The organism is Achromobacter pulmonis (assembly GCF_002885955.2).
Taxonomy (GTDB): domain Bacteria; phylum Pseudomonadota; class Gammaproteobacteria; order Burkholderiales; family Burkholderiaceae_B; genus Achromobacter; species Achromobacter pulmonis_A.
The window spans coordinates 691,373-712,570 of record NZ_POQS01000001.1 but is presented as its reverse complement, the minus strand read 5'-3'; the positions used below and the strand labels follow the sequence as shown (position 1 = coordinate 712,570).

Sequence of the window (21,198 nt, the reverse complement as noted above, 5' to 3'; positions counted from 1 at the left end):
CCTGAACACCAGAAACTGGCCTCAAGAGTACGAAATCTGGCCAAATCGCTCCACGCTATTCTGCGATGAACCAAAGTTTCTTGTACATGGGTGGTTCTTCCTTGCGTATGGTAGAGCCGGGCGGTGCCCGACAGGCATTGCGAAAGCGAGCGCTGCGGCAATGACGCGCAGCTGAAAAGCCGTGCCATTCTAAGTTGCCGTGCGGCGGCGGGGCGCGTGAAATCGCGTCTTTACGGGTTATTCCTAGGGCGGCGCGCGGGCCCACGATGCTTGAGGGTTCAATCGTTGGACGCTGCGCGTTCGCGCCGCTTGCGGCCGCTGTTTTTCTTCTAAGGAACCTCTGAACAAGTCCAACGAACCTGTCAGAATATAAGTTATTGAAAACAGTCCGATCCGAGTGAACCCGATGAGCCAGTTGAGTTTTTCCGAAGCCGAGTACGTTGGCAAACGCAAGAAAACGCGCCGTGAGAAGTTTCTGGCCAAGATGGAGCGTGCGGTGCCGTGGAAGCTCTTTGCCGATCTGGTCGATCCGCATTACCCCAAACCGGGCATCGGTCGTCCACCGTATCCGCTGGAAACGATGCTGCGCATCTACTTCATGCAACTGTGGTTTTCGCTGTCGGACCCGGCCATGGAAGAGACGCTGTACGACAGCTTTTCGATGCGCCAGTTTGCCAAACTGCCTGGAGGTCGTGTGCCGGACGAGACCACCATTTTGAACTTCCGTCATCTGCTCGAGCAGCACAACATTGCCGACCAAGCGCTTGAGGCGGTCAACCTGCTGTTGCAGGATCAAGGCATTCAGGTGCGCAAAGGCACCATTGTGGACGCCACAATTATCGATGCACCCAGCTCGACCAAGAACGCCAGCGGCACGCGGGACCCCGAGATGCATCAGACCAAAAAGGGAAACCAGTGGCACTTTGGGATGAAGGCCCACATTGGGGTTGATCTTCACAGCGGGCTGGTCCACACGGTGGTGGGCACCGCTGCCAATGAGCATGATGTTACTCAGGCGGCTGCGTTGCTGCATGGTGAAGAAACGTTGGCTTTTGGCGATGCCGGTTATCAAGGCGTAGACAAACGACCCGAGCACCAAGGGCGTGACGTAACCTGGCACATTGCCATGCGCCCCGGCAAACGGCGCGCCTTGGGTAACAGCGCAATTGATCGTTTGACGCAAAACATTGAGCGGGCCAAATCCAGTCTTCGAGCCAAGGTTGAGCATCCGTTTCGTGTCATCAAATGCCAATTCGGGTTTCGTAAAGTCAGATTCCGTGGACTGGCCAAGAACACTGCGCATTTGAAAATGTTGTTTACGCTGTCCAATATCTGGATGGCACGCCGCCCGTTGACGGCGGTGGCAGGGTAAGTGCGCCCAAAAAGCGCCAACAGGCCCGAAAACGGGCCTGATCGGGGTGCAAACAACCCGAAAGTGGCGATGATTTGAGCAGTTTTTAACCATTTTTGAATACTTTGGTCATGAGGTCGATTTTTGGATGTTTGAAATCGAGTTCTTCAGACCTTCCCTAAGATTGCGCTATTTACTGCATGGGCCGAGGCTGCGCGTGAATTTCGTTTTTCGTCGTGATGAATTGTTGGTCCAAGCCGATTCCGGCGTGCTGCCGGACATGGATCTGTGCGAACGCATCGGCGTGCGCGCCGAGGTGCTGCAGCCGATCTGGATGCTGCCCGACACGCCCCACCGCACCGTGCACGTGGAGCCCGGCGTCGACGCGCCCGAGGGCTATGCGTTCCGCAAGCTGCGTTCGCTGTTCGGCGTGCTCGACGACGAGCGCATGGCGCTGGCCGGGCGCGCCTACCAGATCGCCGAATGGGCCCGCACGCACCGCTACTGCGGCGCCTGCGGCGAGCGGGCGCAGCGTTCGCCCACGGAATTCTGTCTGCGCTGCCCGTCCTGCGGCTTCTCGGCCTATCCGCGGATTTCGCCGGCCATGATGGTGCTGATCCGCAAGGGCGACAGCATCCTGCTGGCGCGCCACACCGCCACGGCGACGGCGCGCTACACGGCGCTGGCGGGCTTCGTCGAGCCGGGCGAGAGCATCGAGCAGACCATCCACCGCGAGGTGCTCGAAGAGGTCGGCCTGAAGGTCGGCAACCTGCGGTACTTCGGCAGCCAGTCCTGGCCGTTCCCGCATTCGCTGATGGTGGCGTTCACGGCCGACTACGTCTCGGGCGAGATCCGCGTGCAGGAAGACGAGATCGCCGACGCGCGCTGGTTCGGCCCGGGCGATCCCATGCCCGAGATCGCGGCGCGTATTTCCATTGCCGGCTCGCTGATCCGGGCCAATCTGCCGATGGGCTGGTCGGCGCCCTGACGATTTTTTTCAAGGCCTAGGGGTATTCCCTGTAAAGCGGGGAAATCGGCCGTCTGACGATTACTTTTTATTGATGAAATGTCGATAAATTATTAGTATTTCGTCCAGACCAACCCGGCTCCCGCTTTCCATGAAATCCGCCTTGATCGCTTCATCGGCCCATCTCGCCAGCGGCAGCGCGCCTGACCTGTCCGAGGTGGAATTCGGCCTGATGATCGCCGGCCACGCCTTCGACCGCTGGACCGTGCGCTGCATGGCCGCGGCCGGGCTGCCCGACCTGACCGCCACCGACGTGATGGTGTTCCACCACGTCTATCACCGGCAGCGCGCCAAGAAGCTGGCCGACATCTGCTTCACGCTCAACGTCGAGGACACCCACATCGTCAGCTATTCGCTCAAGAAACTGGAGCGCATCGGCGTGGTGCGCGGCGAACGCAGCAGCAAGGAAGTGTTCTACAGCGTCACGGAAGAGGGCGCGGCGGTGCTCAAGCGCTACGCCGACATCCGCGAGCAGTGCCTGACCTCGGGCCTGAACGCGCCGGGCGCGGGCGGGCTGGAGTTCAGCCGCCAGCTCGCGCATACGCTGCGCGCGCTGTCCGGCCTGTACGACCAGGCGGCCCGGGCCGCGACGTCGCTCTGAGCGGCCCACGCACCCATATCAATAAAGATCCGGGGCAAGTCCCCGCCATTGGCAACCGGCCGCGCCCAGCGCCGCGGCGGCTTTCTGTATTCAAGGACACCTATGAAGTGGCAATTCTGGATAGACCGTGGGGGCACCTTTACCGACATCGTGGCGCGCCGTCCCGACGGCACCACCACCACGGCCAAGATGCTGTCGGAGAACCCCGAGCAGTACCGCGACGCGGCGGTGGCCGGCATCCGCAAGCTGCTGGGCATCGCGCCCGGCCAGCCGGTGCCCGCCGAGCAGGTCGAATGCGTGAAGATGGGCACCACGGTGGCCACCAACGCGCTGCTCGAACGTAAGGGCGAGCGCACGCTGCTGGTGACCACGCGCGGCTTTCGCGACGGCTTGCGCATCGCCTACCAGAACCGGCCGCGACTGTTCGACCGCAACGTGGCGCTGCCCGAGATGCTGTACGAGTCGGTGTTCGAAGCCGACGAGCGCGTGGCGGCCGACGGCGCGGTGATCCGCGAGCTGGACGAAGCCAGCCTGCGCGCCGGCCTGCAGGCCGCCCATGACGCCGGCATCCGCGCCGTTGCAATCGTTTTCATGCACGCCTGGCACGCGCCGCAGCATGAAGCGCGCGCCGCCGCCATCGCCCGCGATATCGGTTTTCCGCAGGTCTCGGCCTCGCACGAGGTCAGCCCGCTGATCAAATTCGTGTCGCGCGGCGACACCACGGTGGTCGACGCCTACCTGTCGCCCATCCTCAAGCGCTACGTGGATCAGGTCGCCGGCGAGCTGCCCGGCATCCGCCTGATGTTCATGCAGTCCAGCGGCGGCCTGACCGACGCGCACCGCTTCCGCGGCAAGGACGCCATCCTGTCCGGCCCGGCCGGCGGTATCGTGGGCATGGTGCGCACCAGCGAGACGGCGGGCTTTCCCAAGGTGATCGGCTTCGACATGGGCGGCACCTCCACCGACGTGTCGCACTACGCCGGCGAGTTCGAGCGCGAGTTCGAAACCCTGGTGGCGGGCGTGCGCATGCGCGCGCCGATGATGAGCATCCACACCGTGGCCGCCGGCGGCGGCTCCATCCTGCATTTCGACGGCGCGCGCCTGCGCGTGGGCCCGGATTCGGCCGGCGCCAATCCCGGCCCGGCCTGCTACCGCCGCGGCGGCCCGCTGGCGGTGACCGACTGCAACGTGCTGCTGGGCAAGATCCAGCCGGATTTCTTCCCCAAGGTGTTCGGCCCCAACGCCGACGAGGCGCTGGACCGCGACGTGGTGGCGCAGCGCTTCCAGGCCATGGCCGATGAAGTGCGCGCCGCCACCGGCCGCGACATGACGCCGGAACAGCTGGCCGAGGGCTTCCTGGAAATCGCCGTGGGCAACATGGCCGAGGCCATCAAGCGCATTTCGGTGCAGCGCGGCCACGACGTGACCGAGTACGCGCTGACCGTGTTCGGCGGCGCGGGCGGGCAGCACGCCTGCCTGGTGGCCGACGCGCTGGGCATGACCACCGTGTTCGCGCATCCGCTGGGCGGCGTGCTGTCGGCCTACGGCATGGGCCTGGCCGACCAGACCGACATGCGCCAGAAGACGGTGGAGAAGGTGCTGGACGCCGGACTGATGGGCGAGCTGGCGGGCGAGCTGGACGAACTGGCGGGCCAGGCGGTGGGCGAACTGCGCCGCCAGCACGTGGCCGAGGGCGACATCGCGGTGCAGCGCTGCCTGCACCTGAAATACCGCGGCACCGACACCGCGCTGGAAGTCGCGTACGGCGGGCTGGAGCAGGTGCGCCGCGATTTCGAGGCCGCCTACCGCCAGCGCTATTCCTTCCTCATGCCCGACCGCGAACTGGTGGTGGAGACCATTTCGGTCGAGGCCACCGGCGGCGGCGAACGCGTCGCCGCGGCGCAGGCGGCCCGGGTGCGCGAAGGCGCGCTGGCCGCCCGCCGCAGCGTGCGCATGTACAGCGGCGGCGCCTGGCGCGACACGCCCCTGTACGTGCGCGAGGACATGGCGGGCGGCGACGTGGTGGCCGGTCCGGCCATCATCTCCGAGCCCAACCAGACCACCGTGGTCGAACCGGGCTGGCAGGCCGAGCTGACCGCGCAGGATCACTTCGTGATCCGCCGCGTCGAGGCCCGTCCGGAGCGTCGCGCCATCGGCACGCAGGCCGACCCCGTCATGCTGGAGGTGTTCAACAACCTCTTCATGTCCATCGCCGAGCAGATGGGCTACCGCCTGCAGAACACGGCTTATTCGGTCAACATCAAGGAGCGTCTGGACTTTTCCTGCGCGATCTTCGACGCGCAGGCCCGCCTGATCGCCAACGCGCCGCACATGCCGGTGCACCTGGGTTCCATGGGCGAGTCGGTGCGCACCGTCATGCAGGCCAACGCCGGCCGCATGGCGCCCGGCGACGCCTATGTGGTCAACGATCCCTACCACGGCGGCACTCACTTGCCGGACGTGACCGTCATCACCCCGGTGTTCGACCGCGAGGGACGCGAGATCCTGTTCTACGTGGGCTCGCGCGGCCACCATGCCGACATCGGCGGCACCACGCCCGGCTCCATGCCACCCGATTCCAGGACCGTGGAAGACGAAGGCGTGCTCTTCACCAACTTCCAGCTGGTCAAGAACGGCGAGTTCCGCGAGGCGGCGGCGCGCGGCATCCTGGGCTCCGGCCGCTGGCCGGCGCGCAACCCGGACCAGAACATCGCCGACATGCACGCGCAGATCGCCGCCAACGAGAAAGGCGTGCAGGAACTGCTGCGCATGTGCGATCACTTCGGCCTGGACGTGGTGCGCGCCTACATGGGGCACGTGCAGGACAACGCCGAAGAGGCGGTGCGCCGCGTGATCTCGGTGCTCAAGGACGGCAGCTACGAGTACCCGCTGGACAACGGCGCGGTGATCCGCGTGGCCGTGCGGGTGGACACCGAGGCGCGCAGCGCGGTGGTGGACTTCACCGGCACCTCGCCGCAGCTGGACAACAACTTCAACGCGCCCGGCGCCATCGCGGTGGCGGCGGTGCTGTATGTGTTCCGCACCCTGGTCAACGACGACATCCCGCTGAACGACGGCTGCCTGGTGCCGCTGTCCATCATCCTGCCGGAAGGCTCGATGCTGCGCCCGAATCCGCCGGCCTCGGTGGTGGCGGGCAACGTCGAGACCTCGATGTGCATCGTCAACGCGCTGTACGGCGCGCTCGGCGTGCTGGCCGCCAGCCAGGGCACGATGAACAACTTCACCTTCGGCAACGCGCGCCATCAGTACTACGAGACCATCTCGGGCGGCACCGGCGCGGGGCCGGTGCGCATCGACGCCGCCGGCCCGCACGATCCGGGCTTCGCGGGCACGTCGGTGGTGCAGGCGCACATGACCAACTCGCGCCTGACCGATCCGGAAGTGCTGGAGTTCCGCTTTCCGGTGCGGCTGGAGTCCTACGAGATCCGCAAGGGCTCGGGCGGAGCGGGGCGCTATCCGGGCGGCGACGGCGGCATCCGCCGCGTCCGCTTCCTGGAGGAGATGACGGCGGCCATCCTGTCGAACAACCGCCGCTATGCCCCCTTCGGCCTGGCCGGCGGGCAGCCCGGCGCGATGGGCCGCAACGCCGTCGAGCGCGCCGACGGCAGCGTCGAGGAGCTGGGCCCGCAGGACAGCGCGCAGCTGCATCCGGGCGACGTGTTCGTGATCGAGACGCCGGGCGGCGGCGGCTACGGACAGGCCTGATGCCGCCGGGCGCCGCGCTGGCGGCGCCCGTGCGCTTCACTCCGGTTCCGACATGACGTCCAGCGCGATCTCCGCCTTGTTCCTGCGGTCGTAGACGCGCAGCGTCACGTCCGGGTCGCGGATCTCGAAGACCGCGGTGGCGAGGGTGTTCTCCTCGTCGGGATCGTCCGCGGCCATGCGCAGAATGGGCAGATCGCCCTCGGTGTCGTGCAGCGCGGCCAGCAGGTCGGCGCTGCCGGCGCCGGCCGACCAGCCGTCCACGATGCGCTCGATGCGGTGCTGGCGCGCCCGCGAAGAGTCGGTGATGACCTGCGCCAGCCCGGCGGTCTGCGCGTGCACCATGTGGTTGGCATGGCCGTAGCGCGGGCCGGTATCGAGCACCGAGGTGGCGCCGGGCGCGACCTCCACGCTGAACATGCGCGGGTCGCCCGCGGCGCCCAGCAGATGGTGAAAGCCCCCGGAATGCGGCAGCGCGCGCAAGAGCGCCACGGCCTCGTCGAGCGTGGCGCAGTCGAGCACGGCGCGCGCCAGCAGCATGCGCGGCACGCCGGGATGGCGCTGGCGCGTGCGCAGGTTGTTGATGGTCTGGACCAGGCCGGCGCGGTTGGCCCCGAAAGTGTGGCCCGGCAGCGAGCCGGGATAGTAGAAGCTCAGATAGCCGGGCGCGTCGTCCAGCGCCACGTCCACCAGGTGGCAGCGCCCGCGCAGGTAAGGGTCGCCGTCTTCGTTGTGGGCGATCCAGCGCGCGCCGTCGGCGGTCCGCAGGGCCACCGACGTGCAGCCGTCGGCCGTGCTGTGCAGCAGGTCGCCGCGGCAATTCCACAGCAGCACGTCCTCCAGCGGCAGGCGCAGGCCCTCGGCCAGCCCCTCCAGCTCTTCCCAGACCGCCGGCAGCGCGGCGCGGGCCTGCTGCCCGAGTTCGTCCAGGAAGGCGTGGCCGCGCCACGGCCGCAAGGCTTCCCAGGTGCCGCTTTGCGCCAGATAGGCGGACATGATGGGGCGGGCCAGCTTGCCCAGCGCCACGCCGGCCTGGCGGCGGTTTCCACAGATGCGCACGTACTTGTAGGCCATGTGATTCTCCGGGTGTCCAGCCGATTGTATTTTTTCGGAAGCAGCCGGTGTAGGGGATGCGTTAAGATCCTCGGTAAGTTGCCCCGAGGACTCGGTGTAGCCCAGGAATCATGCCCTTACAACAACCGAGGGGGGCCGACGGTTCCCCAAGAGGAGAGTTTCATGATCAAACGCAAAGTCGCCGCCGCGCTGGCCGGCCTGTCCCTGGCCATGTTCGGCGCCGTCTCCGCCGCCCAGGCCCAAGGCAAGGAATTGGTGGTCGCCACCGATACCGCTTTCGTTCCGTTCGAGTTCAAGCAGGGCAACACCTACACGGGCTTCGACGTCGATCTCTGGGCGGCCATCGCCAAGGAACTCAACCTGAAATACAAGCTGCAGCCCATGGACTTCGCCGGCATCATCCCCGGCCTGCAGACCAAGAACATCGACGCCGCGCTGGCCGGCATCACCATCCGCGACGACCGCAAGAAAGTCGTCGACTTCTCCGATCCCTATTACGAAAGCGGCCTGTCCATCCTGGTCGGCGAAAAGAACACCGACATCAAGGACGCCAAGTCCCTGGCCGGCAAGAGCGTCGCGGTCAAGACCGGCACCGCCACCGTGGACTTCCTGAAGGCCCAGGTGCCGGACGCCAAGCTCAAGCTCTTCCCCAACATCGACAACGCCTACCTGGAACTGGCCACCGGCCGCGTGGACGCCGCCGTGCACGACACGCCCAATGTCCAGTACTACGCCAACACGGCGGGCAAGGGCCGCGTCAAGGTGGTCGGCTCGGTCAAGAGCGGCGACTTCTACGGCATCGCCTTCCCCAAGGGCAGCGACCTGGTGCCGCAGGTGAACAAGGCGCTGGCCACGCTCAAGTCCAACGGCGAATACGACAAGATCTACGAGAAGTGGTTCGGCAAGAAGCCCTGACGTCCCGGGCTTGAGCCGCTACCTGGGCGCCCGCGCCTTGCGGGCGCCCCTTGCCGGATCATGGGGGGACTATCGTGGAGTTCGACTGGACTGTAATCAAAGACGCGTTACCCAACCTGCTGGAGGGTACGCTGATGACGATCAAGATCACCTTCTGGGGCTTGGTCGGCGGTTTCCTGCTGGGGGCGCTGTCGGGCGTGACCCGCGCCTACGGGCATCCCATTCTTTCGGCCATCGCGCAGGTCTACGTCGCGGTCATCCGCGGCACGCCGATCGTCGTGCAGGTGATGTTCATCTACTTCGCGCTGCCGCTCCTGGCCGATATCCGGGTCGAGGCGGAGTGGGCCGCCATCGCCACGCTCATCATCAACTCGGGCGCCTACATCTCCGAGATCGTGCGCGGCTCGCTGCTGTCGGTGCACAAGGGCCTGAAAGAGGCCGGGCAGGCCATGGGCCTGCCGTTTCACAAGATCCTGTTCTACATCATCGGGCCGGTGGCGTTTCGCCGCATGATCCCGCCGCTGGGCAACCAGTGCATCATCAGCCTGAAGGACTCGTCGCTGTTCATCGTGATCGGCGTGGCCGAACTGACCCGCCAGGGCCAGGAAATCATGGCGAGCAACTTCAGCGCGGTCGAGATCTGGTCGGCGGTGGCCATCATCTACCTGATCCTGACCGGCCTGCTGGCGCTGACGCTGCACCTGGTCGAAAAAAGGATGCGCATACTATGAGCATGGTCGAATTTCACGAAGTCACCAAACGATTCGGCGAGTCGACGGTGCTCGACGAGATTTCGCTGAGCATCGACGCGGGCGAAGTGGTGGTGGTGGTCGGCCCGTCGGGTTCGGGCAAGTCCACCTTCCTGCGCTGTATCAACGTGCTTGAAACCATCAACGGCGGCGACCTGCTGGTCGACGGCCTGAGCGTCCTGGGCGGAGCGGCGCAGGTGCGCGAAATCCGCCGCGAAGCCGGCATGGTGTTCCAGCAGTTCAATCTGTTTCCGCAGATGACGGCGCTGGAGAACGTCATGTTCGGGCCGGTGCACACGCGCGGCCAGAGCCGCGACGAGGCGCGCGAACTGGCCGAGGGCCTGCTGGCCAAGGTCGGGCTGGCCGAGCGCATGAACCACTATCCCTCGGAGCTGTCAGGCGGCCAGCAGCAGCGCGTGGCGATCGCGCGCGCCCTGGCGATCAAGCCCAAGCTGATGCTGTTCGACGAGCCCACCTCGGCGCTGGACCCGGAGCTGCGCCACGAGGTGCTGAAGGTCATGCGCGACCTGGCCGAAGAGGGCATGACCATGGTGGTCGTCACGCATGAAATGGAATTCGCCCGCAAGGTCGGCAGCCGCCTGATCTTCATCGACGCCGGCAAGATCGCCCACGACGGCCCGCCGGCCGAACTGCTGGGCAACCCGCCCAGCCAGCGGTTGAAGGATTTCCTGCAGCACGTGGCCTGACGCGGCCGGCGCCTACCCCTTCACCCGCACGATCTTCTGCACCTGCGGCACGTGGCGGATGGCGCGGATGACCTGCGCCAGGTGCTTGCGGCTGTCGACCTGGATGGTCAGGTGCAGCGACACCGTCGAGACCGCGTCGTCGTGCATGGTGACGTGCATGATGTTGGCGTCGGCCGCGGTGACTTCGGCGGCCAGCCTTCCCAGCACGCCGCGCTCGTTGCGGGTGACGATGTCCAGGCGCGTGGACAGGTGCTTGGCGGTGTGGGCGTCCCAGCCCACGTTGATCCAGCGTTCGGGTTCGCGCAGCCGCTGGCGCAGCGCCACGGGGCAGTCGGCGGTGTGCACCACCAGTCCGTGCCCCATGCGCATGCCGGCGACGATGGGATCGCCCGGCAGCGGGCCGCAGCAGGGCGCCAGTTGCACGGCCTGGCCTTCGTTGCCCCGGATCAGGATGGGCGCGCTGCGCGCCGAGGTCAGTTCGTCCACGGCCGCGGCGGTGGTGGCGACCAGCTGGTGTTCGGGCGCGAAGCGGCGCGCCACGACGGCCGCCAGGCGCTTGCCCAGGCCGATGTCGGCCAGGATTTCCTCGCGCGAGCTGGCGCCGGTGCTGCGCGCCAGTTTCTGCCAGGCCGGGTCGTCGGTGGCCGGCAGCGGCATGCGCAGTTCCTGCATGGCCTGGCCGAGCAGGCGCTCGCCGAAGGCCACCGATTCCTCGTACTTGACGGTGCGCAGGTAGTGGCGGATCTCGGAGCGCGCGCGGCCGGTGCGCACGTAGTTGAGCCACTGCGCATTGGGCCGCGAAGCGGGGGAGGTGACGATCTCCACTGTGTCGCCGCTGTTGAGTTCGGTGCGCAGCGGCACGAACTCGCCGTTGACCTTGGCCGCCACCGCCTGGTTGCCGATGTCGGTGTGGATCGCGTAGGCGAAGTCCACCGGCGTGGCGCCGCGGGGCAGCGAGATGATCTTGCCGCGCGGCGTGAACACATAGACCGCGTCGGGGAACAGGTCGACCTTGACGTGCTCCAGGAATTCGCCGGAGTCGCCGGTCTGGCTCTGGATGTCCAGCAGCGATTGCAGCCACTGGTGGGTGCGCTTCTGCAGGTCGTTGAGCGTCAGGTCGGCGCCCTTGTAGAGCCAATGCGAGGCCACGCCTTCCTCGGCCACGTGATGCATGTCGCGCGTGCGGAACTGGAATTCCACCGGCGTGCCGTAGGGGCCGACCAGTGTGGTGTGCAGGGACTGGTAGCCGTTGACCTTGGGAATGGCGATGTAGTCCTTGAACTTGCCCGGCACCGGGCGGTAGAGCTGATGCAGCGTGCCCAGCGCCAGATAGCATTCCGGCAGCGTGTGCACGATGACGCGAAAGCCGTAGATGTCGAGCACGTCGGAGAACGACTTCTTCTGGTCGACCATCTTGCGGTAGATGCCGAACAGGGTTTTCTCGCGGCCTGTGACTTCGGCCTCGATGCCGGCGGCGGGCAGGGCGGCGCGCACCGAATCGGCGATCTTGGTGATGACTTCGCGGCGGTTGCCGCGCGCGGCCAGCACCGCCTTGTACAGCACCTGATAGCGGTTCGGGTACATGGCCGCGAAGCACAGGTCCTGCAGTTCGCGAAACAGCAGGTTCAGGCCCAGCCGGTGCGCGATGGGCGCGTAGATGTCCAGGGTTTCGCGGGCGATGCGGCGGCGCTTTTCGGGATTGACCGCGTCCAGCGTGCGCATGTTGTGCAGGCGATCGGCCAGCTTGATGAGGATGACGCGCACGTCGCGCGCCATCGCCAGCAGCATCTTGCGAAAGCTCTCGGCCTGCTGCTCGGCCTTGGTGGCGAAGTCCAGGCGGTCCAGCTTGGACAGGCCGTCGACTAGCTACCAAAAGGAGGCCCCCCGGCTCTGCCGGGGAGGCAGTAGAAGTTTGACTTTTCAGGAGGTTGTCCACCGTAGAGACTTTCAATCGTGAGCCGCCAAGCAAACGAAAGGAAGAAACACGATGGACAAGTATGAAAGTTTGAGTCACACGGCCTGGGATTGCAAATATCACGTGGTCTTCATCCCCAAGTGTCGAAGGCGAACGCTGTACAAGCAGCTACGCGAACACCTGGGTGAGGTATTCAGAAAGTTGGCCGCGCAAAAGGAATGCAGGGTTGAAGAGGGGCATCTGATGCCCGATCACGTGCACATGATGCTGTCGATCCCACCGAAGTACTCGGTGTCGCAGGTGGTGGGCTTTATCAAAGGCAAGAGCGCAATCCACCTTGCGCGGGTGTACGGAGAGCGAAAGCGCAACTTCGTGGGTCAGCACTTCTGGGCGCGAGGGTACTTCGTCTCGACGGTGGGACGCGACGAAGCGGTGATACGGGAGTACATCCGAAACCAGGAGAAGGAAGACGAGAGGTTGGACCAACTCGGTCTATGGAGGTGAGTAGCCACCGATAGGTGGCCCCAAGAATGAGGGGCCGCGTTAGCGACCCCTTACAGCCGCTTTGAGCGGCTCACATCCCGAATGCCCCCGGCTTTGCCGGGGGATGGTTACTTCCGCGACCTCGGGGCCGAATTTCTCGGCCAGCTCGTGCTTGGCGATGCCCTGGTCTTCCATGACATCGTGCAAAAGCGCCGCGGACAGCGCGTTGGCGTCGAGCTTCCAGCCGGCGCAGATTTCAGTGACCGCGATGGGATGCGAGATGTAGGGCGAGCCGCTGGCGCGGAACTGGCCCAGGTGCGCCTGGTCGGCGAAGCGATAGGCTTCGCGCACGCGCTCCACATCTTTCTTGTCGAGATAGCTGCCGATGATTTCGGTCAGCGGCGCCAGCGAGGCGACCGGCGAGGCGGTCGCGTCCGCCGCTTCCTGGGCGGCGACGGACGGCGGCGCGGGGAGGTTCTTGGCTTTCTTGCCCGTGCGGCGCCCGAGACGGGAGCCGGCGCGCAGTGCGGCAAGCAGACCAGATGAGGCGTACTTCAGCCCGGGAAAAGCCATGCTTGCCGCCCCCCGAATCGGATCAGGTCGGAACCTTGCGCAGCATTTCCACGCCGGTGAGGCCGCCGGCGATTTCGCGCAGGGCGGTGACCGTGGGCTTGTCTTTGCTGTCCAGGCGCGGGGCATGGCCTTGCGCCAGCTCGCGGGCGCGGTAGGTCGCGGCCAGCGTGAGCTTGAAACGATTGGGGATTTGAGTCAGACAGTCTTCGACGGTAATGCGAGCCATTAGGACACCTGGTGCTGATGGAGGATAGGGAGAATGCTTGCGCTTCAGTGTTCGGCCGGGATGCCGAGTTGCGAGAACAACTGGCTGTGCCGGGCGGCCTGAGACGAAAAACGTAGCCGGGCGGCGCTGACTATTTGAGTCAATTCCGACAAGGCTACGCTAAATTCTTGATTAATAATAACATATTCGCATTCAGGCGCGTGCGCGATTTCGCCGCCGGCGGCCATCAGCCGGCGCGCGATCACTTGCGGTTCGTCCTGGCCGCGCGCCTTCAGCCGGCTTTCGAGTTCGTCGATGGACGGCGGCAGCACGAACACGCCGATCGCGCCCGGAAAGCGCTGGCGGACCTGGCGTGCGCCCTGCCAGTCGATCTCCAGCAGCACGTCGCGTCCGGCGCGGGTGGCTTCGTCGATGCGGTCGCGCGGCGTGCCATAGAAATTGCCATGCACTTCCGCCCATTCCAGCAGGTTGTTGGCTTCGCGCAGGCGCTGGAATTCGGCCGTGGACACGAAGCGGTATTCGCGGCCGTCTTCTTCGCCGGGGCGCGGGGCGCGGGTGGTGCAGGAAATGGAGAGCAGGATGGAAGGGTCTTGCTGCAGCAAGGCCTTGACCAGGCTGGACTTGCCGGCGCCGCTGGGCGCGACGACCATGAAGACGTTTCCGGGGTTGGCGTGCATGAATGTGATCGGGGCGTAATGCTAAGACTGAGAGGATAGCAAATCGCGCGGCGCGGCAGGGCGAAAACCCTGGCCGCGCCGCATATTCCGCGATCCTCAGCCGCCGGTACTGGCGCCCGCCGCGTTCAGCTTGCCGCCGGGGGCCGGCGCCTCGCTGCCCAGCAGATGGCCGTTGACCTCGATCCCGTACAGCGAATCCTCGCTGTCGTGATACTTGGCCCGCGTGGCCGCGACCGACTCGGTATAGCGCGGGTCCTGCGGGCGTTCATGCGCGTTCATGAAGTAGGCGACGTCCCAGGCTTCCTGGTCGCTCAGCATGCCGGCCTGTCCCAGCGGCATGTTGGCCTTGATGAAGCCGGCGGCGTTGCCGATCTGGTGCATGCCCGCGCCCCAGTTGAAGGAATCCGGACCCCACAGGGCCGGGAACACCCAGTGCTTGCCGTTCTTCTGGCCCTGGCCCTCGGCGCCGTGGCAGAGCGCGCAATATTGCGCGTAGACCTTGCTGCCGCGCACGTAGTCGGCCTTGCTGGCCGGCGGCGGCAGCTTGCGGTAGCCCTGGCCCTCCAGCTTGACGCCGGTGGGCGCCTTGCTGGCCAGCCAGAACATATAGGTCTGCAGGGCCGTGAGCGTGGGATCGTCGGCCGGCGGCGCCTTGCCGTTCATGCTGAAGCGGAAACAGCCCTGCAGGCGCTCGGCCAGCGTGTTGACGTGGCCGTTCTTGGCGCGATAGGCGGGATACAGCACGTAGGCGGCCCACATCGGGGCGGAATCGGGACGGCGGCCGGCGTCCAGGTGGCAGCTGACGCAGTTCAGGTCGTTGCCGACGAACTTGCCGGCCAGTTTCGGCGTGTGCAGGAAGATCTGCTCGCCTTCGCGCACGGCCTTGCCGAACTCGTCGTCGGGCAGGGACGCGGCCGAAGGCGGCGTGAACGAAGGACGCGGCTCGGCGGCCGACAGCGAGGCGGACGCGGCCAGGCCGGCGGCGGCGCAGAGCAGGCGCAGGCGCAGGGCGGTCATTGTTTTGCTCCGGTAGCGGCGGTGGAGGTGGCGGCCTTGGGCAGGCCGGCGTAGTAGGCGGAGACGGCGTCGATTTCGTCTTCGGAGAGGCGGGTCGCCACGGCCGGCATCAGGCCCAGCGGGCCGGGCGGGCGCTGGCCCTGGCGCCAGGCGCGCAATTGTCCGGCGATATAGGCCGCGGGCTGGCCGGCCAGCGCGGGGAAATTCTGGCCCACGCCGATGCCGCCGGGTCCGTGGCACTGGTTGCAGGCGGGCACGTTCTTGTCCCAGGCGCCGCGGGTGGCCAGCCAGGCGCCGGTGTCGGCCGGCCTGGCCGGCTGCATGGCGGTGGCGGCCAGGCGGTCCAGGTCCAGCGGCGAGGGCAGTTCGGCGTAATAGCGCGCCACGGCTTCGCGCTGCGCGGGGTCCAGCGCCTTGGCCGTGGCGGCCATGACCGGGCTGACGCGCGAGCCGTTGGCCATGGCGTCGAGCTGCTCTTGCAGGTAGCTCGCGCCCAGGCCGGCCAGCTGCGGGAAGCCGGCGGCCGGATTGCCTTCGCCGCGCGCGCCGTGACAGGTGATACAGGCCGGCGCGCCGTTGGCGCCCTGCGTGCTGATCTGTTTGCCATCTGGCGCGCCCTGGGCGGCCGCCGAGGCGGCGTACAGCGCGCCCAGCATGAGCGCGCCGGATAAGGACCGTGGGGTCATGAAACCTGCTCCGTAGTGGTGAATCTGGTAATAAGCTAATTCCTCAAAATTATATAAATACTTGTGACGGATCAACACCAAAACGGTCGTTTGATGGCGTAACGCCTGGGGAAACGGTGTTCGGATTGGAACCTTCGCTTGCAGCATCCGGCAGGCGATTCGGGTAGCATCTCGCGGATTGATAACAAGGAGAATCCGATGCAGACGAACGAGATCGATCCCCCGCGCGTAGCCCTGGTGACCGGCGCCGGCACCGGCATAGGACGCGCGGTGGCGCTGGAATTCCTGGCGCAAGGCTATCGGGTCGTGCTGGCCGGACGCCGGCGCGATCCGCTCGAGGCAACCCGCACGGCGGCGGGCGAAGACGGGGTGAGGGCGCTGGTGGTGCCCACGGACGTATCGGACGAACAGGCGGTGCGCGAGCTCTTCGACGCCACGCAGCGGGAATACGGCCGCCTGGACGTGCTGTTCAACAACGCCGGGCGCGGCACGCCGGCCATGCCCATCGAAGAACTGCCGGTGGCGCTGTGGCGCGAGGTGGTCGACACCAACCTGACCGGCATGTTCCTGTGCGCGCAGGCCGCCATCCGCGTGATGAAGGCGCAGAATCCGCGCGGCGGGCGCATCATCAACAACGGCTCGATCTCGGCGCATGCGCCGCGGCCGTTCTCCATCGCCTATACCGCCACCAAGCACGCGGTGACGGGGCTGACCAAGTCGATTTCACTGGATTGCCGGCCGTACAACATCGCCTGCGGCCAGATCGACATCGGCAACGCGGCCACCGACATGACCGAGCGCATGGCCGCCGGCATTCTTCAGGCCGACGGCAGCACCAAGGTCGAGCCGCGCATGGACGTGGCCCATGTGGCCCAGGCGGTGGCCGCCATGGCGCGCCTGCCGCTGGACGCCAACGTGCAGTTCATGACCATCATGGCCACCAACATGCCTTTCGTCGGGCGCGGCTGATACCGGGCGCGGCGCTGCGCCGCGCCTTTGCAGCGACCCGTCAGTTCGAATCGACCTGGGCCAGCATCTGGCCCGGTTTCGTATCCAGGTAGCGCCGCGCGCCGACGTAGCGCTTGGCCCAATAGGAATTCTGCATTTCGTCCACGCGCACCTTGGTGCCGCGGCGCGGCGCATGCACGAACTTGTTCTGGCCGATATAAATGCCCACGTGCGAGGTCACGCCGCGTCCGCGGGTGGCGAAGAACACGAGGTCGCCGGGGCGCAGTTCTTTCTTGTTGCCGACCGACTCGCCGGCGGTGCGCTGGGCGCGCGCAGTGCGCGGCAGTTCCAGGCCGGCGATCTCGCGGAACACATACAGCACCAGCCCGCTGCAATCGAAACCTTCGGCGTCGTCGCCGCCCCAGCTGTAGGGGGTGCCGATGGCGTCCAGGCCGGCCTGCACCACGCGGTCGCGCAGGGTGGGCACAGTGGGTTCCTGGGCCAGGCGCAGGCCGTTGAGCGTCGGGCGGGCTTGTTCGGATCGCAGCGACGCCTGGGCGGCGTCGGGAATCCAGGAGAGCGTCAGGGCGATGATGGGCGCTGACAGGAATACGGGGATGCGGAATCGGGCAGTTCGGGCTTTTCGCGTGGGCGGCGTCATTACGTCACTTCAGGAATCGGAGTGGGCGGCATGGCTTTGCCTGGGCAGGCAAGCCGGCGGAAAGGGGGCGGTTCCGGGACGCATGACCCCGGATTGCCACGACATTGTAATGGAATAAAGTTTCATTACATTTGTAGTGCAATGCAGCATCGTTGTCGGCAGACGTTACCGGCCGCCGCCGTCGGCCGGCGCCGGAATATGACGCTCCCGGACACCCGCGCTCGGGCATAATCGGCGGGATATGCAAGGGAGCAGAACTCGATGATGAACGCAGTACATCCGTTGTCTTCCATGAACCGGCCGGACCCCGTGCCTTTCGAGCCGTTCCAGGATGCCGTGTCGGCGGTCGAGCGGCTGATCGAAATCTACTCGCGCAATACCGCGTTCCTGCGGGCGGCGTTTCACGACGTGCTCCAGGGCGCCGGCAACGGCCGCGCCCGCGTCCGCGCCTACTATCCCGCCATCCGCATCGTGGTCGAGACCTACGACCCGATCGACACCCGGCTTTCCTACGGCCACGTGGCCGAGCCCGGCATCTACCAGACCACCATCACGCAGCCGGCGCTGTTTCGCGACTACCTGATCGAGCAGGTCGGCCAGCTGCTGCAGAACCACCGCGTGGCGGTGGAAGTGGGCGAATCCGATTCGCCCATCCCGCTGCATTTCGCCTTCCCCGAGGGCGCCTACGTCGAAGGCGAGCACCTGGAGGCGCTGCGCCGGCCGCTGCGCGACCTGTTCGACGTGCCGGACCTGGCCGTGACCGACGACGCCATCGTCAACGGCTCGTGGCGCGGCAAAGAGGGCGAGCCCAAGCCGCTGGCGCCGTTCACCGCCCAGCGCGTGGATTATTCCCTGCACCGCTTGCAGCACTACACCTCGACCGCGCCGGCGCATTTCCAGAATTTCGTGCTGTTCACCAACTACCAGTTCTACGTCGACGAATTCTGCGCGCGCGCCCGCGCGCTCATGGCCAGCGGCAACGAAGACTATGAAATGCTGGTGGAGCCGGGCAACCGCATCACGCGGCGCGGCGAAAGCGGGCCGGGCAACGAGGAGCAGGGCGTGCGGCTGCCGCAGATGCCGGCCTACCACCTGGTGCGCGGCGACCATTCCGGCATCACGCTGGTCAACATCGGCGTGGGCCCGTCCAACGCCAAGACCATCACCGACCACATCGCGGTGCTGCGGCCGCACGCCTGGCTGATGCTGGGCCATTGCGCCGGCCTGCGCGACTCGCAGAAGCTGGGCGACTACGTGCTGGCGCACGGTTACGTGCGCGAAGACCACGTGCTCGACGACGACCTGCCCACCTGGGTGCCGGTGCCGGCGCTGGCCGAAGTGCAGGTGGCGCTGGAGCAGGCGGTGGAAGAGGTGGCCGGGCTGTCGGGCTGGGACCTCAAGCGCATCATGCGCACCGGCACGGTCGCCACCATCGACAACCGCAACTGGGAGCTGCGCGACCACCTCGAACTGGTGGAGCGCTTCGCGCAATCGCGCGCCATCGCGCTGGACATGGAATCCGCCACGATCGCCGCCAACGGCTTTCGCTTCCGCGTGCCGTACGGCACCCTGCTGTGCGTGTCGGACAAGCCGCTGCACGGCGAACTGAAGCTGCCCGGCATGGCCAGCGCCTTCTACCGCCGCCAGGTGAACCAGCACCTGGAAATCGGCATCCGGGCGCTGGAGCGCCTGCGCGGCATGCCGCCCGAACGGCTGCATTCGCGCAAGCTGCGCACCTTCATGGAAACCGCCTTCCAGTAGCTACGCAGCGGGCCGCGGCGGCGGCCAGGTGATCCGTCCCCGAAGCACTTTCATTTCGCCAGTCGGGGCCGATTGCGCTATTCTCGCCGGTTGCTTGGAAATCCCCAGGCGCCGGCGCGACCCGCGCGGGCGCCTTCATGACCTGAAGGAATGCATTTTGGCAGCATCGGAACACGATGAACGCCGCGCCGGCGGCTCGCGCGCGACACAGGCCGGGCGGCCGTCGGAGCTGCGCCGCTCCCTGTCCGCGCGGCACCTGACGATGATCGCGGTGGGCGGCTCCATCGGCACCGGCCTGTTCGTGGCCTCGGGCGCGACCATTGCCAAGGCCGGCCCGGGCGGGGCGCTGCTGGGCTATGTGCTGATCGGGCTGATGGTGTATTTCCTGATGACCAGCCTGGGCGAACTGGCCGCCGCCATGCCGGTGTCGGGTTCGTTCTCGACCTACGGCGCGCGCTACGTGGAAGACGGCTTCGGCTTCGCGCTGGGCTGGAACTACTGGTACAACTGGGCGGTGACGGTGGCGGTGGACCTGGTGGCGGCCCAGCTCGTCATGGCGTACTGGTTTCCGGACGTGCCGGGCTTTTACTGGAGCGCCTTGTTCCTGCTGCTGACCTTCGGCCTGAACGCGATGTCGGCGCGCGGCTTCGGCGAAGCGGAATTCTGGTTCGCGCTGATCAAGGTGATCGCGGTGCTGGCCTTCGTGGCCATGGGCGTGATGATGCTGCTGGGCATCATCCGCGGCGGCGAGGCCGGCGGGCTGGAGAACTGGACCGTGGGCGATGCGCCGTTCGCGGGCGGCTTCGCCGCGCTGATCGGCGTGGCCATGGTGGTGGGCTTTTCGTTCCAGGGCACCGAACTGATCGGCATCGCCGCCGGCGAGTCCAAGGACCCGGCGCGCAACCTGCCGCGCGCGGTGCGCCAGGTGTTCTGGCGCATTCTGCTGTTCTACGTGATGGCCATCCTGGTGATCGGCCTGCTCATTCCCTATACCGACCCGCACCTGCTGCGCAACGAAGTCGAGGACATCAGCGTCAGCCCGTTCGCCCTGATCTTCGAACGCGCCGGCCTACTGGGCGCGGCCTCGGTCATGAACGCCGTGGTGCTGACCTCGGTGCTGTCGGCCGGCAACTCGGGCATGTACGCGGCCACGCGCATGCTCTACAGCCTGGCCCGCGAGGGCAAGGCCCCGCGCATCTTCGGCCGCATCTCGCGCACCGGCGTGCCGCTGTGGGCGCTGCTGGCCACCACGGCCGTCGCCGCGCTGTGCTTCTTCACCTTCCTGTTCAGCCCCAACGCCGTCTACATCTGGCTGCTGAACACCTCGGGCATGACGGGCTTCATCGCCTGGCTGGGCATCGCCATCAGCCACTACCGCTTCCGCCGCGGCTACCTCAAGCAGGGCAACAACCTCGCGGACCTGCCGTACGTGTCGCCGTTCTTCCCGTTCGGCCCGATCTTCGCCTTCGTGCTGTGCCTGGTCATCACGCTGGGCCAGAACTACCAGGCCTTCCTGCAGGACCGGATCGACTGGGGCGGCGTGGTCGCGACCTATATCGGCATCCCGCTGTTCCTGCTGATCTGGGCCGGCTACCGCCTGGCCCGCGGCTCGCGCTTCGTCAGCTACCGCGACATGAAATTCCCGGACGCCCGCGCCCGCAGCGAGTATCTGGACTCGGCCCTGCGCGGCGAGCCGGCGGCGGGGGAGGCGCGCTGAGGCAGGGCGGATCGAACCCGGGCCGGCATGGCCTGGACGCCGCTGTCCTTAGGGATGAGCGGATTCCCACGGATTGATGATATCGAGGCCGTGGTGTTGAAAGTCCCGCTCGTTGCGCGTGACCAGTGTCAGTCTGTGCGTAAATGCGGTGGCCGCAAGCAAACTGTCTATGGCGGGCATCGCCCGCCCGGCCTTGGCCATCAGGCGTCCCCAGCAGTCCGCGACCGCTTCGTCAACGGCCAGCACGCGCCCACTGAAGAATCGGGGCAGCTCGACCTCCAGCCAATCCAGGTAGCGGCGCTTTCGGTCGTCATCCGACATCTGCTCTATGCCTTTGCGCAGCTCCCCAGCGTCAGTACGGATAGGAACAACGCCGTGGGTGGGCAA

At 66.5% G+C, this 21,198-nt stretch carries 18 protein-coding genes and 2 pseudogenes; 11 read left to right on the top strand and 9 right to left on the bottom strand.

Going from position 1 to position 21,198, the window contains the following annotated elements; all coding sequences use genetic code 11:
* Positions 1-406: 406 nt before the first annotated feature.
* The 4 genes from C1I89_RS03235 (at position 407) to C1I89_RS03220 (ending at position 6,705) form a co-directional block, all read left to right on the top strand.
* Entirely contained in the window at positions 407-1,372 is a 966-nt protein-coding gene (locus C1I89_RS03235; protein WP_102770808.1) for an IS5 family transposase, read from the top strand.
* 196 nt (positions 1,373-1,568) lie between these two features.
* The gene (gene nudC / locus C1I89_RS03230; RefSeq protein WP_102771843.1) at positions 1,569-2,339 is read left to right on the top strand and encodes an NAD(+) diphosphatase; all 771 of its coding nucleotides are present in this window, start codon (positions 1,569-1,571) and stop codon (positions 2,337-2,339) included.
* A gap of 130 nt (positions 2,340-2,469) precedes the next feature.
* Entirely contained in the window at positions 2,470-2,979 is a 510-nt protein-coding gene (locus C1I89_RS03225; protein WP_102771340.1) for a winged helix DNA-binding protein, read from the top strand.
* Between the two features lie 102 nt (positions 2,980-3,081).
* The gene (locus C1I89_RS03220) at positions 3,082-6,705 is read left to right on the top strand and encodes a hydantoinase B/oxoprolinase family protein (RefSeq protein ID WP_102771339.1); all 3,624 of its coding nucleotides are present in this window, start codon (positions 3,082-3,084) and stop codon (positions 6,703-6,705) included.
* A 36-nt stretch (positions 6,706-6,741) separates the two neighbouring features.
* On the opposite strand, the gene C1I89_RS03215 is transcribed toward C1I89_RS03220, so the two are convergent.
* Positions 6,742-7,776, bottom strand: a complete 1,035-nt coding sequence (locus C1I89_RS03215) for a C45 family autoproteolytic acyltransferase/hydolase (RefSeq protein ID WP_102771338.1) — start codon at positions 7,774-7,776, stop codon at positions 6,742-6,744.
* A gap of 162 nt (positions 7,777-7,938) precedes the next feature.
* Between C1I89_RS03215 and glnH the strand changes: the two genes are divergently transcribed.
* The 3 genes from glnH to glnQ all read left to right on the top strand — a co-directional run bounded on the left by glnH (position 7,939) and on the right by glnQ (position 10,147).
* Positions 7,939-8,691, top strand: a complete 753-nt coding sequence (glnH, locus tag C1I89_RS03210; protein ID WP_102771337.1) for a glutamine ABC transporter substrate-binding protein GlnH — start codon at positions 7,939-7,941, stop codon at positions 8,689-8,691.
* Positions 8,692-8,765: 74 nt separating this feature from the next.
* On the top strand, positions 8,766-9,422 hold the full coding sequence (gene glnP, locus C1I89_RS03205) for a glutamine ABC transporter permease GlnP (RefSeq protein WP_102771336.1): 657 nt from the start codon (positions 8,766-8,768) through the stop codon (positions 9,420-9,422).
* Positions 9,419-10,147 carry a glutamine ABC transporter ATP-binding protein GlnQ gene (glnQ, locus tag C1I89_RS03200; RefSeq protein ID WP_102771335.1) on the top strand — a complete coding sequence of 243 codons (729 nt, stop codon included), beginning with the start codon at positions 9,419-9,421 and terminating at the stop codon, positions 10,145-10,147. The genes glnP and glnQ overlap by 4 nt, the downstream gene beginning before the upstream one ends.
* Positions 10,148-10,159: 12 nt before the next feature.
* On the opposite strand, the pseudogene C1I89_RS03195 reads toward glnQ, so the two are convergent.
* Positions 10,160-12,013 (bottom strand): annotated as a pseudogene (locus tag C1I89_RS03195) (RelA/SpoT family protein); the annotation flags it as partial.
* 121 nt (positions 12,014-12,134) lie between these two features.
* Here C1I89_RS03195 and tnpA point away from each other — a divergent pair.
* Positions 12,135-12,566 carry an IS200/IS605 family transposase gene (gene tnpA, locus C1I89_RS03190; RefSeq protein ID WP_026437438.1) on the top strand — a complete coding sequence of 144 codons (432 nt, stop codon included), beginning with the start codon at positions 12,135-12,137 and terminating at the stop codon, positions 12,564-12,566.
* Positions 12,567-12,674: 108 nt separating this feature from the next.
* On the opposite strand, the pseudogene C1I89_RS03185 reads toward tnpA, so the two are convergent.
* From C1I89_RS03185 to C1I89_RS03165, 5 genes and pseudogenes are all read right to left on the bottom strand, one after another.
* Positions 12,675-13,118, bottom strand: a pseudogene (locus C1I89_RS03185) (HD domain-containing protein); the annotation flags it as partial.
* A 22-nt stretch (positions 13,119-13,140) separates the two neighbouring features.
* The gene (gene rpoZ / locus C1I89_RS03180; protein ID WP_102771334.1) at positions 13,141-13,344 is read right to left on the bottom strand and encodes a DNA-directed RNA polymerase subunit omega; all 204 of its coding nucleotides are present in this window, start codon (positions 13,342-13,344) and stop codon (positions 13,141-13,143) included.
* Between the two features lie 44 nt (positions 13,345-13,388).
* The gene (gene gmk / locus C1I89_RS03175; RefSeq protein ID WP_168202110.1) at positions 13,389-14,021 is read right to left on the bottom strand and encodes a guanylate kinase; all 633 of its coding nucleotides are present in this window, start codon (positions 14,019-14,021) and stop codon (positions 13,389-13,391) included.
* A 96-nt stretch (positions 14,022-14,117) separates the two neighbouring features.
* Positions 14,118-15,038, bottom strand: coding sequence for a c-type cytochrome (locus C1I89_RS03170; RefSeq protein WP_102771332.1), 921 nt, complete (start codon positions 15,036-15,038; stop codon positions 14,118-14,120).
* Positions 15,035-15,724 (bottom strand): c-type cytochrome, encoded by a 690-nt coding sequence (locus tag C1I89_RS03165; RefSeq protein WP_102771331.1) that lies wholly within the window; start codon positions 15,722-15,724, stop codon positions 15,035-15,037. The genes C1I89_RS03170 and C1I89_RS03165 overlap by 4 nt, the downstream gene beginning before the upstream one ends.
* A 198-nt stretch (positions 15,725-15,922) precedes the next feature.
* Between C1I89_RS03165 and C1I89_RS03160 the strand changes: the two genes are divergently transcribed.
* Positions 15,923-16,693, top strand: a complete 771-nt coding sequence (locus C1I89_RS03160) for an SDR family oxidoreductase (protein WP_102771330.1) — start codon at positions 15,923-15,925, stop codon at positions 16,691-16,693.
* A gap of 40 nt (positions 16,694-16,733) precedes the next feature.
* On the opposite strand, the gene C1I89_RS03155 is transcribed toward C1I89_RS03160, so the two are convergent.
* On the bottom strand, positions 16,734-17,333 hold the full coding sequence (locus tag C1I89_RS03155; RefSeq protein WP_102771329.1) for a C40 family peptidase: 600 nt from the start codon (positions 17,331-17,333) through the stop codon (positions 16,734-16,736).
* Positions 17,334-17,594: 261 nt separating this feature from the next.
* Here C1I89_RS03155 and C1I89_RS03150 point away from each other — a divergent pair, with 261 nt between their 5' ends.
* Together C1I89_RS03150 and C1I89_RS03145 are read left to right on the top strand one after the other, a co-directional pair.
* Entirely contained in the window at positions 17,595-19,094 is a 1,500-nt protein-coding gene (locus C1I89_RS03150) for an AMP nucleosidase (protein ID WP_440130614.1), read from the top strand.
* 157 nt (positions 19,095-19,251) lie between these two features.
* Positions 19,252-20,811 carry an amino acid permease gene (locus C1I89_RS03145; RefSeq protein ID WP_102771328.1) on the top strand — a complete coding sequence of 520 codons (1,560 nt, stop codon included), beginning with the start codon at positions 19,252-19,254 and terminating at the stop codon, positions 20,809-20,811.
* A gap of 48 nt (positions 20,812-20,859) precedes the next feature.
* On the opposite strand, the gene C1I89_RS35080 is transcribed toward C1I89_RS03145, so the two are convergent.
* Positions 20,860-21,132 carry a PIN domain-containing protein gene (locus tag C1I89_RS35080; RefSeq protein ID WP_258231325.1) on the bottom strand — a complete coding sequence of 91 codons (273 nt, stop codon included), beginning with the start codon at positions 21,130-21,132 and terminating at the stop codon, positions 20,860-20,862.
* Positions 21,133-21,198: the final 66 nt, after the last annotated feature.

Coding starts and splice junctions, on each gene's coding strand:
- C1I89_RS03170 (WP_102771332.1), bottom strand. CDS start 15,038: ATGACCGCCCTGCGCCTGCGCCTGCTCTGCGCCGCCGCCGGCCTGGCC.
- C1I89_RS03160 (WP_102771330.1), top strand. CDS start 15,923: ATGCAGACGAACGAGATCGATCCCCCGCGCGTAGCCCTGGTGACCGGC.
- gmk (WP_168202110.1), bottom strand. CDS start 14,021: ATGCACGCCAACCCCGGAAACGTCTTCATGGTCGTCGCGCCCAGCGGC.
- C1I89_RS03165 (WP_102771331.1), bottom strand. CDS start 15,724: ATGACCCCACGGTCCTTATCCGGCGCGCTCATGCTGGGCGCGCTGTAC.
- C1I89_RS03220 (WP_102771339.1), top strand. CDS start 3,082: ATGAAGTGGCAATTCTGGATAGACCGTGGGGGCACCTTTACCGACATC.
- C1I89_RS03155 (WP_102771329.1), bottom strand. CDS start 17,333: ATGACGCCGCCCACGCGAAAAGCCCGAACTGCCCGATTCCGCATCCCC.
- glnQ (WP_102771335.1), top strand. CDS start 9,419: ATGAGCATGGTCGAATTTCACGAAGTCACCAAACGATTCGGCGAGTCG.
- C1I89_RS35080 (WP_258231325.1), bottom strand. CDS start 21,132: ATGTCGGATGACGACCGAAAGCGCCGCTACCTGGATTGGCTGGAGGTC.
- C1I89_RS03150 (WP_440130614.1), top strand. CDS start 17,595: ATGATGAACGCAGTACATCCGTTGTCTTCCATGAACCGGCCGGACCCC.
- C1I89_RS03235 (WP_102770808.1), top strand. CDS start 407: ATGAGCCAGTTGAGTTTTTCCGAAGCCGAGTACGTTGGCAAACGCAAG.
- C1I89_RS03215 (WP_102771338.1), bottom strand. CDS start 7,776: ATGGCCTACAAGTACGTGCGCATCTGTGGAAACCGCCGCCAGGCCGGC.
- C1I89_RS03225 (WP_102771340.1), top strand. CDS start 2,470: ATGAAATCCGCCTTGATCGCTTCATCGGCCCATCTCGCCAGCGGCAGC.
- tnpA (WP_026437438.1), top strand. CDS start 12,135: ATGGACAAGTATGAAAGTTTGAGTCACACGGCCTGGGATTGCAAATAT.
- rpoZ (WP_102771334.1), bottom strand. CDS start 13,344: ATGGCTCGCATTACCGTCGAAGACTGTCTGACTCAAATCCCCAATCGT.
- glnH (WP_102771337.1), top strand. CDS start 7,939: ATGATCAAACGCAAAGTCGCCGCCGCGCTGGCCGGCCTGTCCCTGGCC.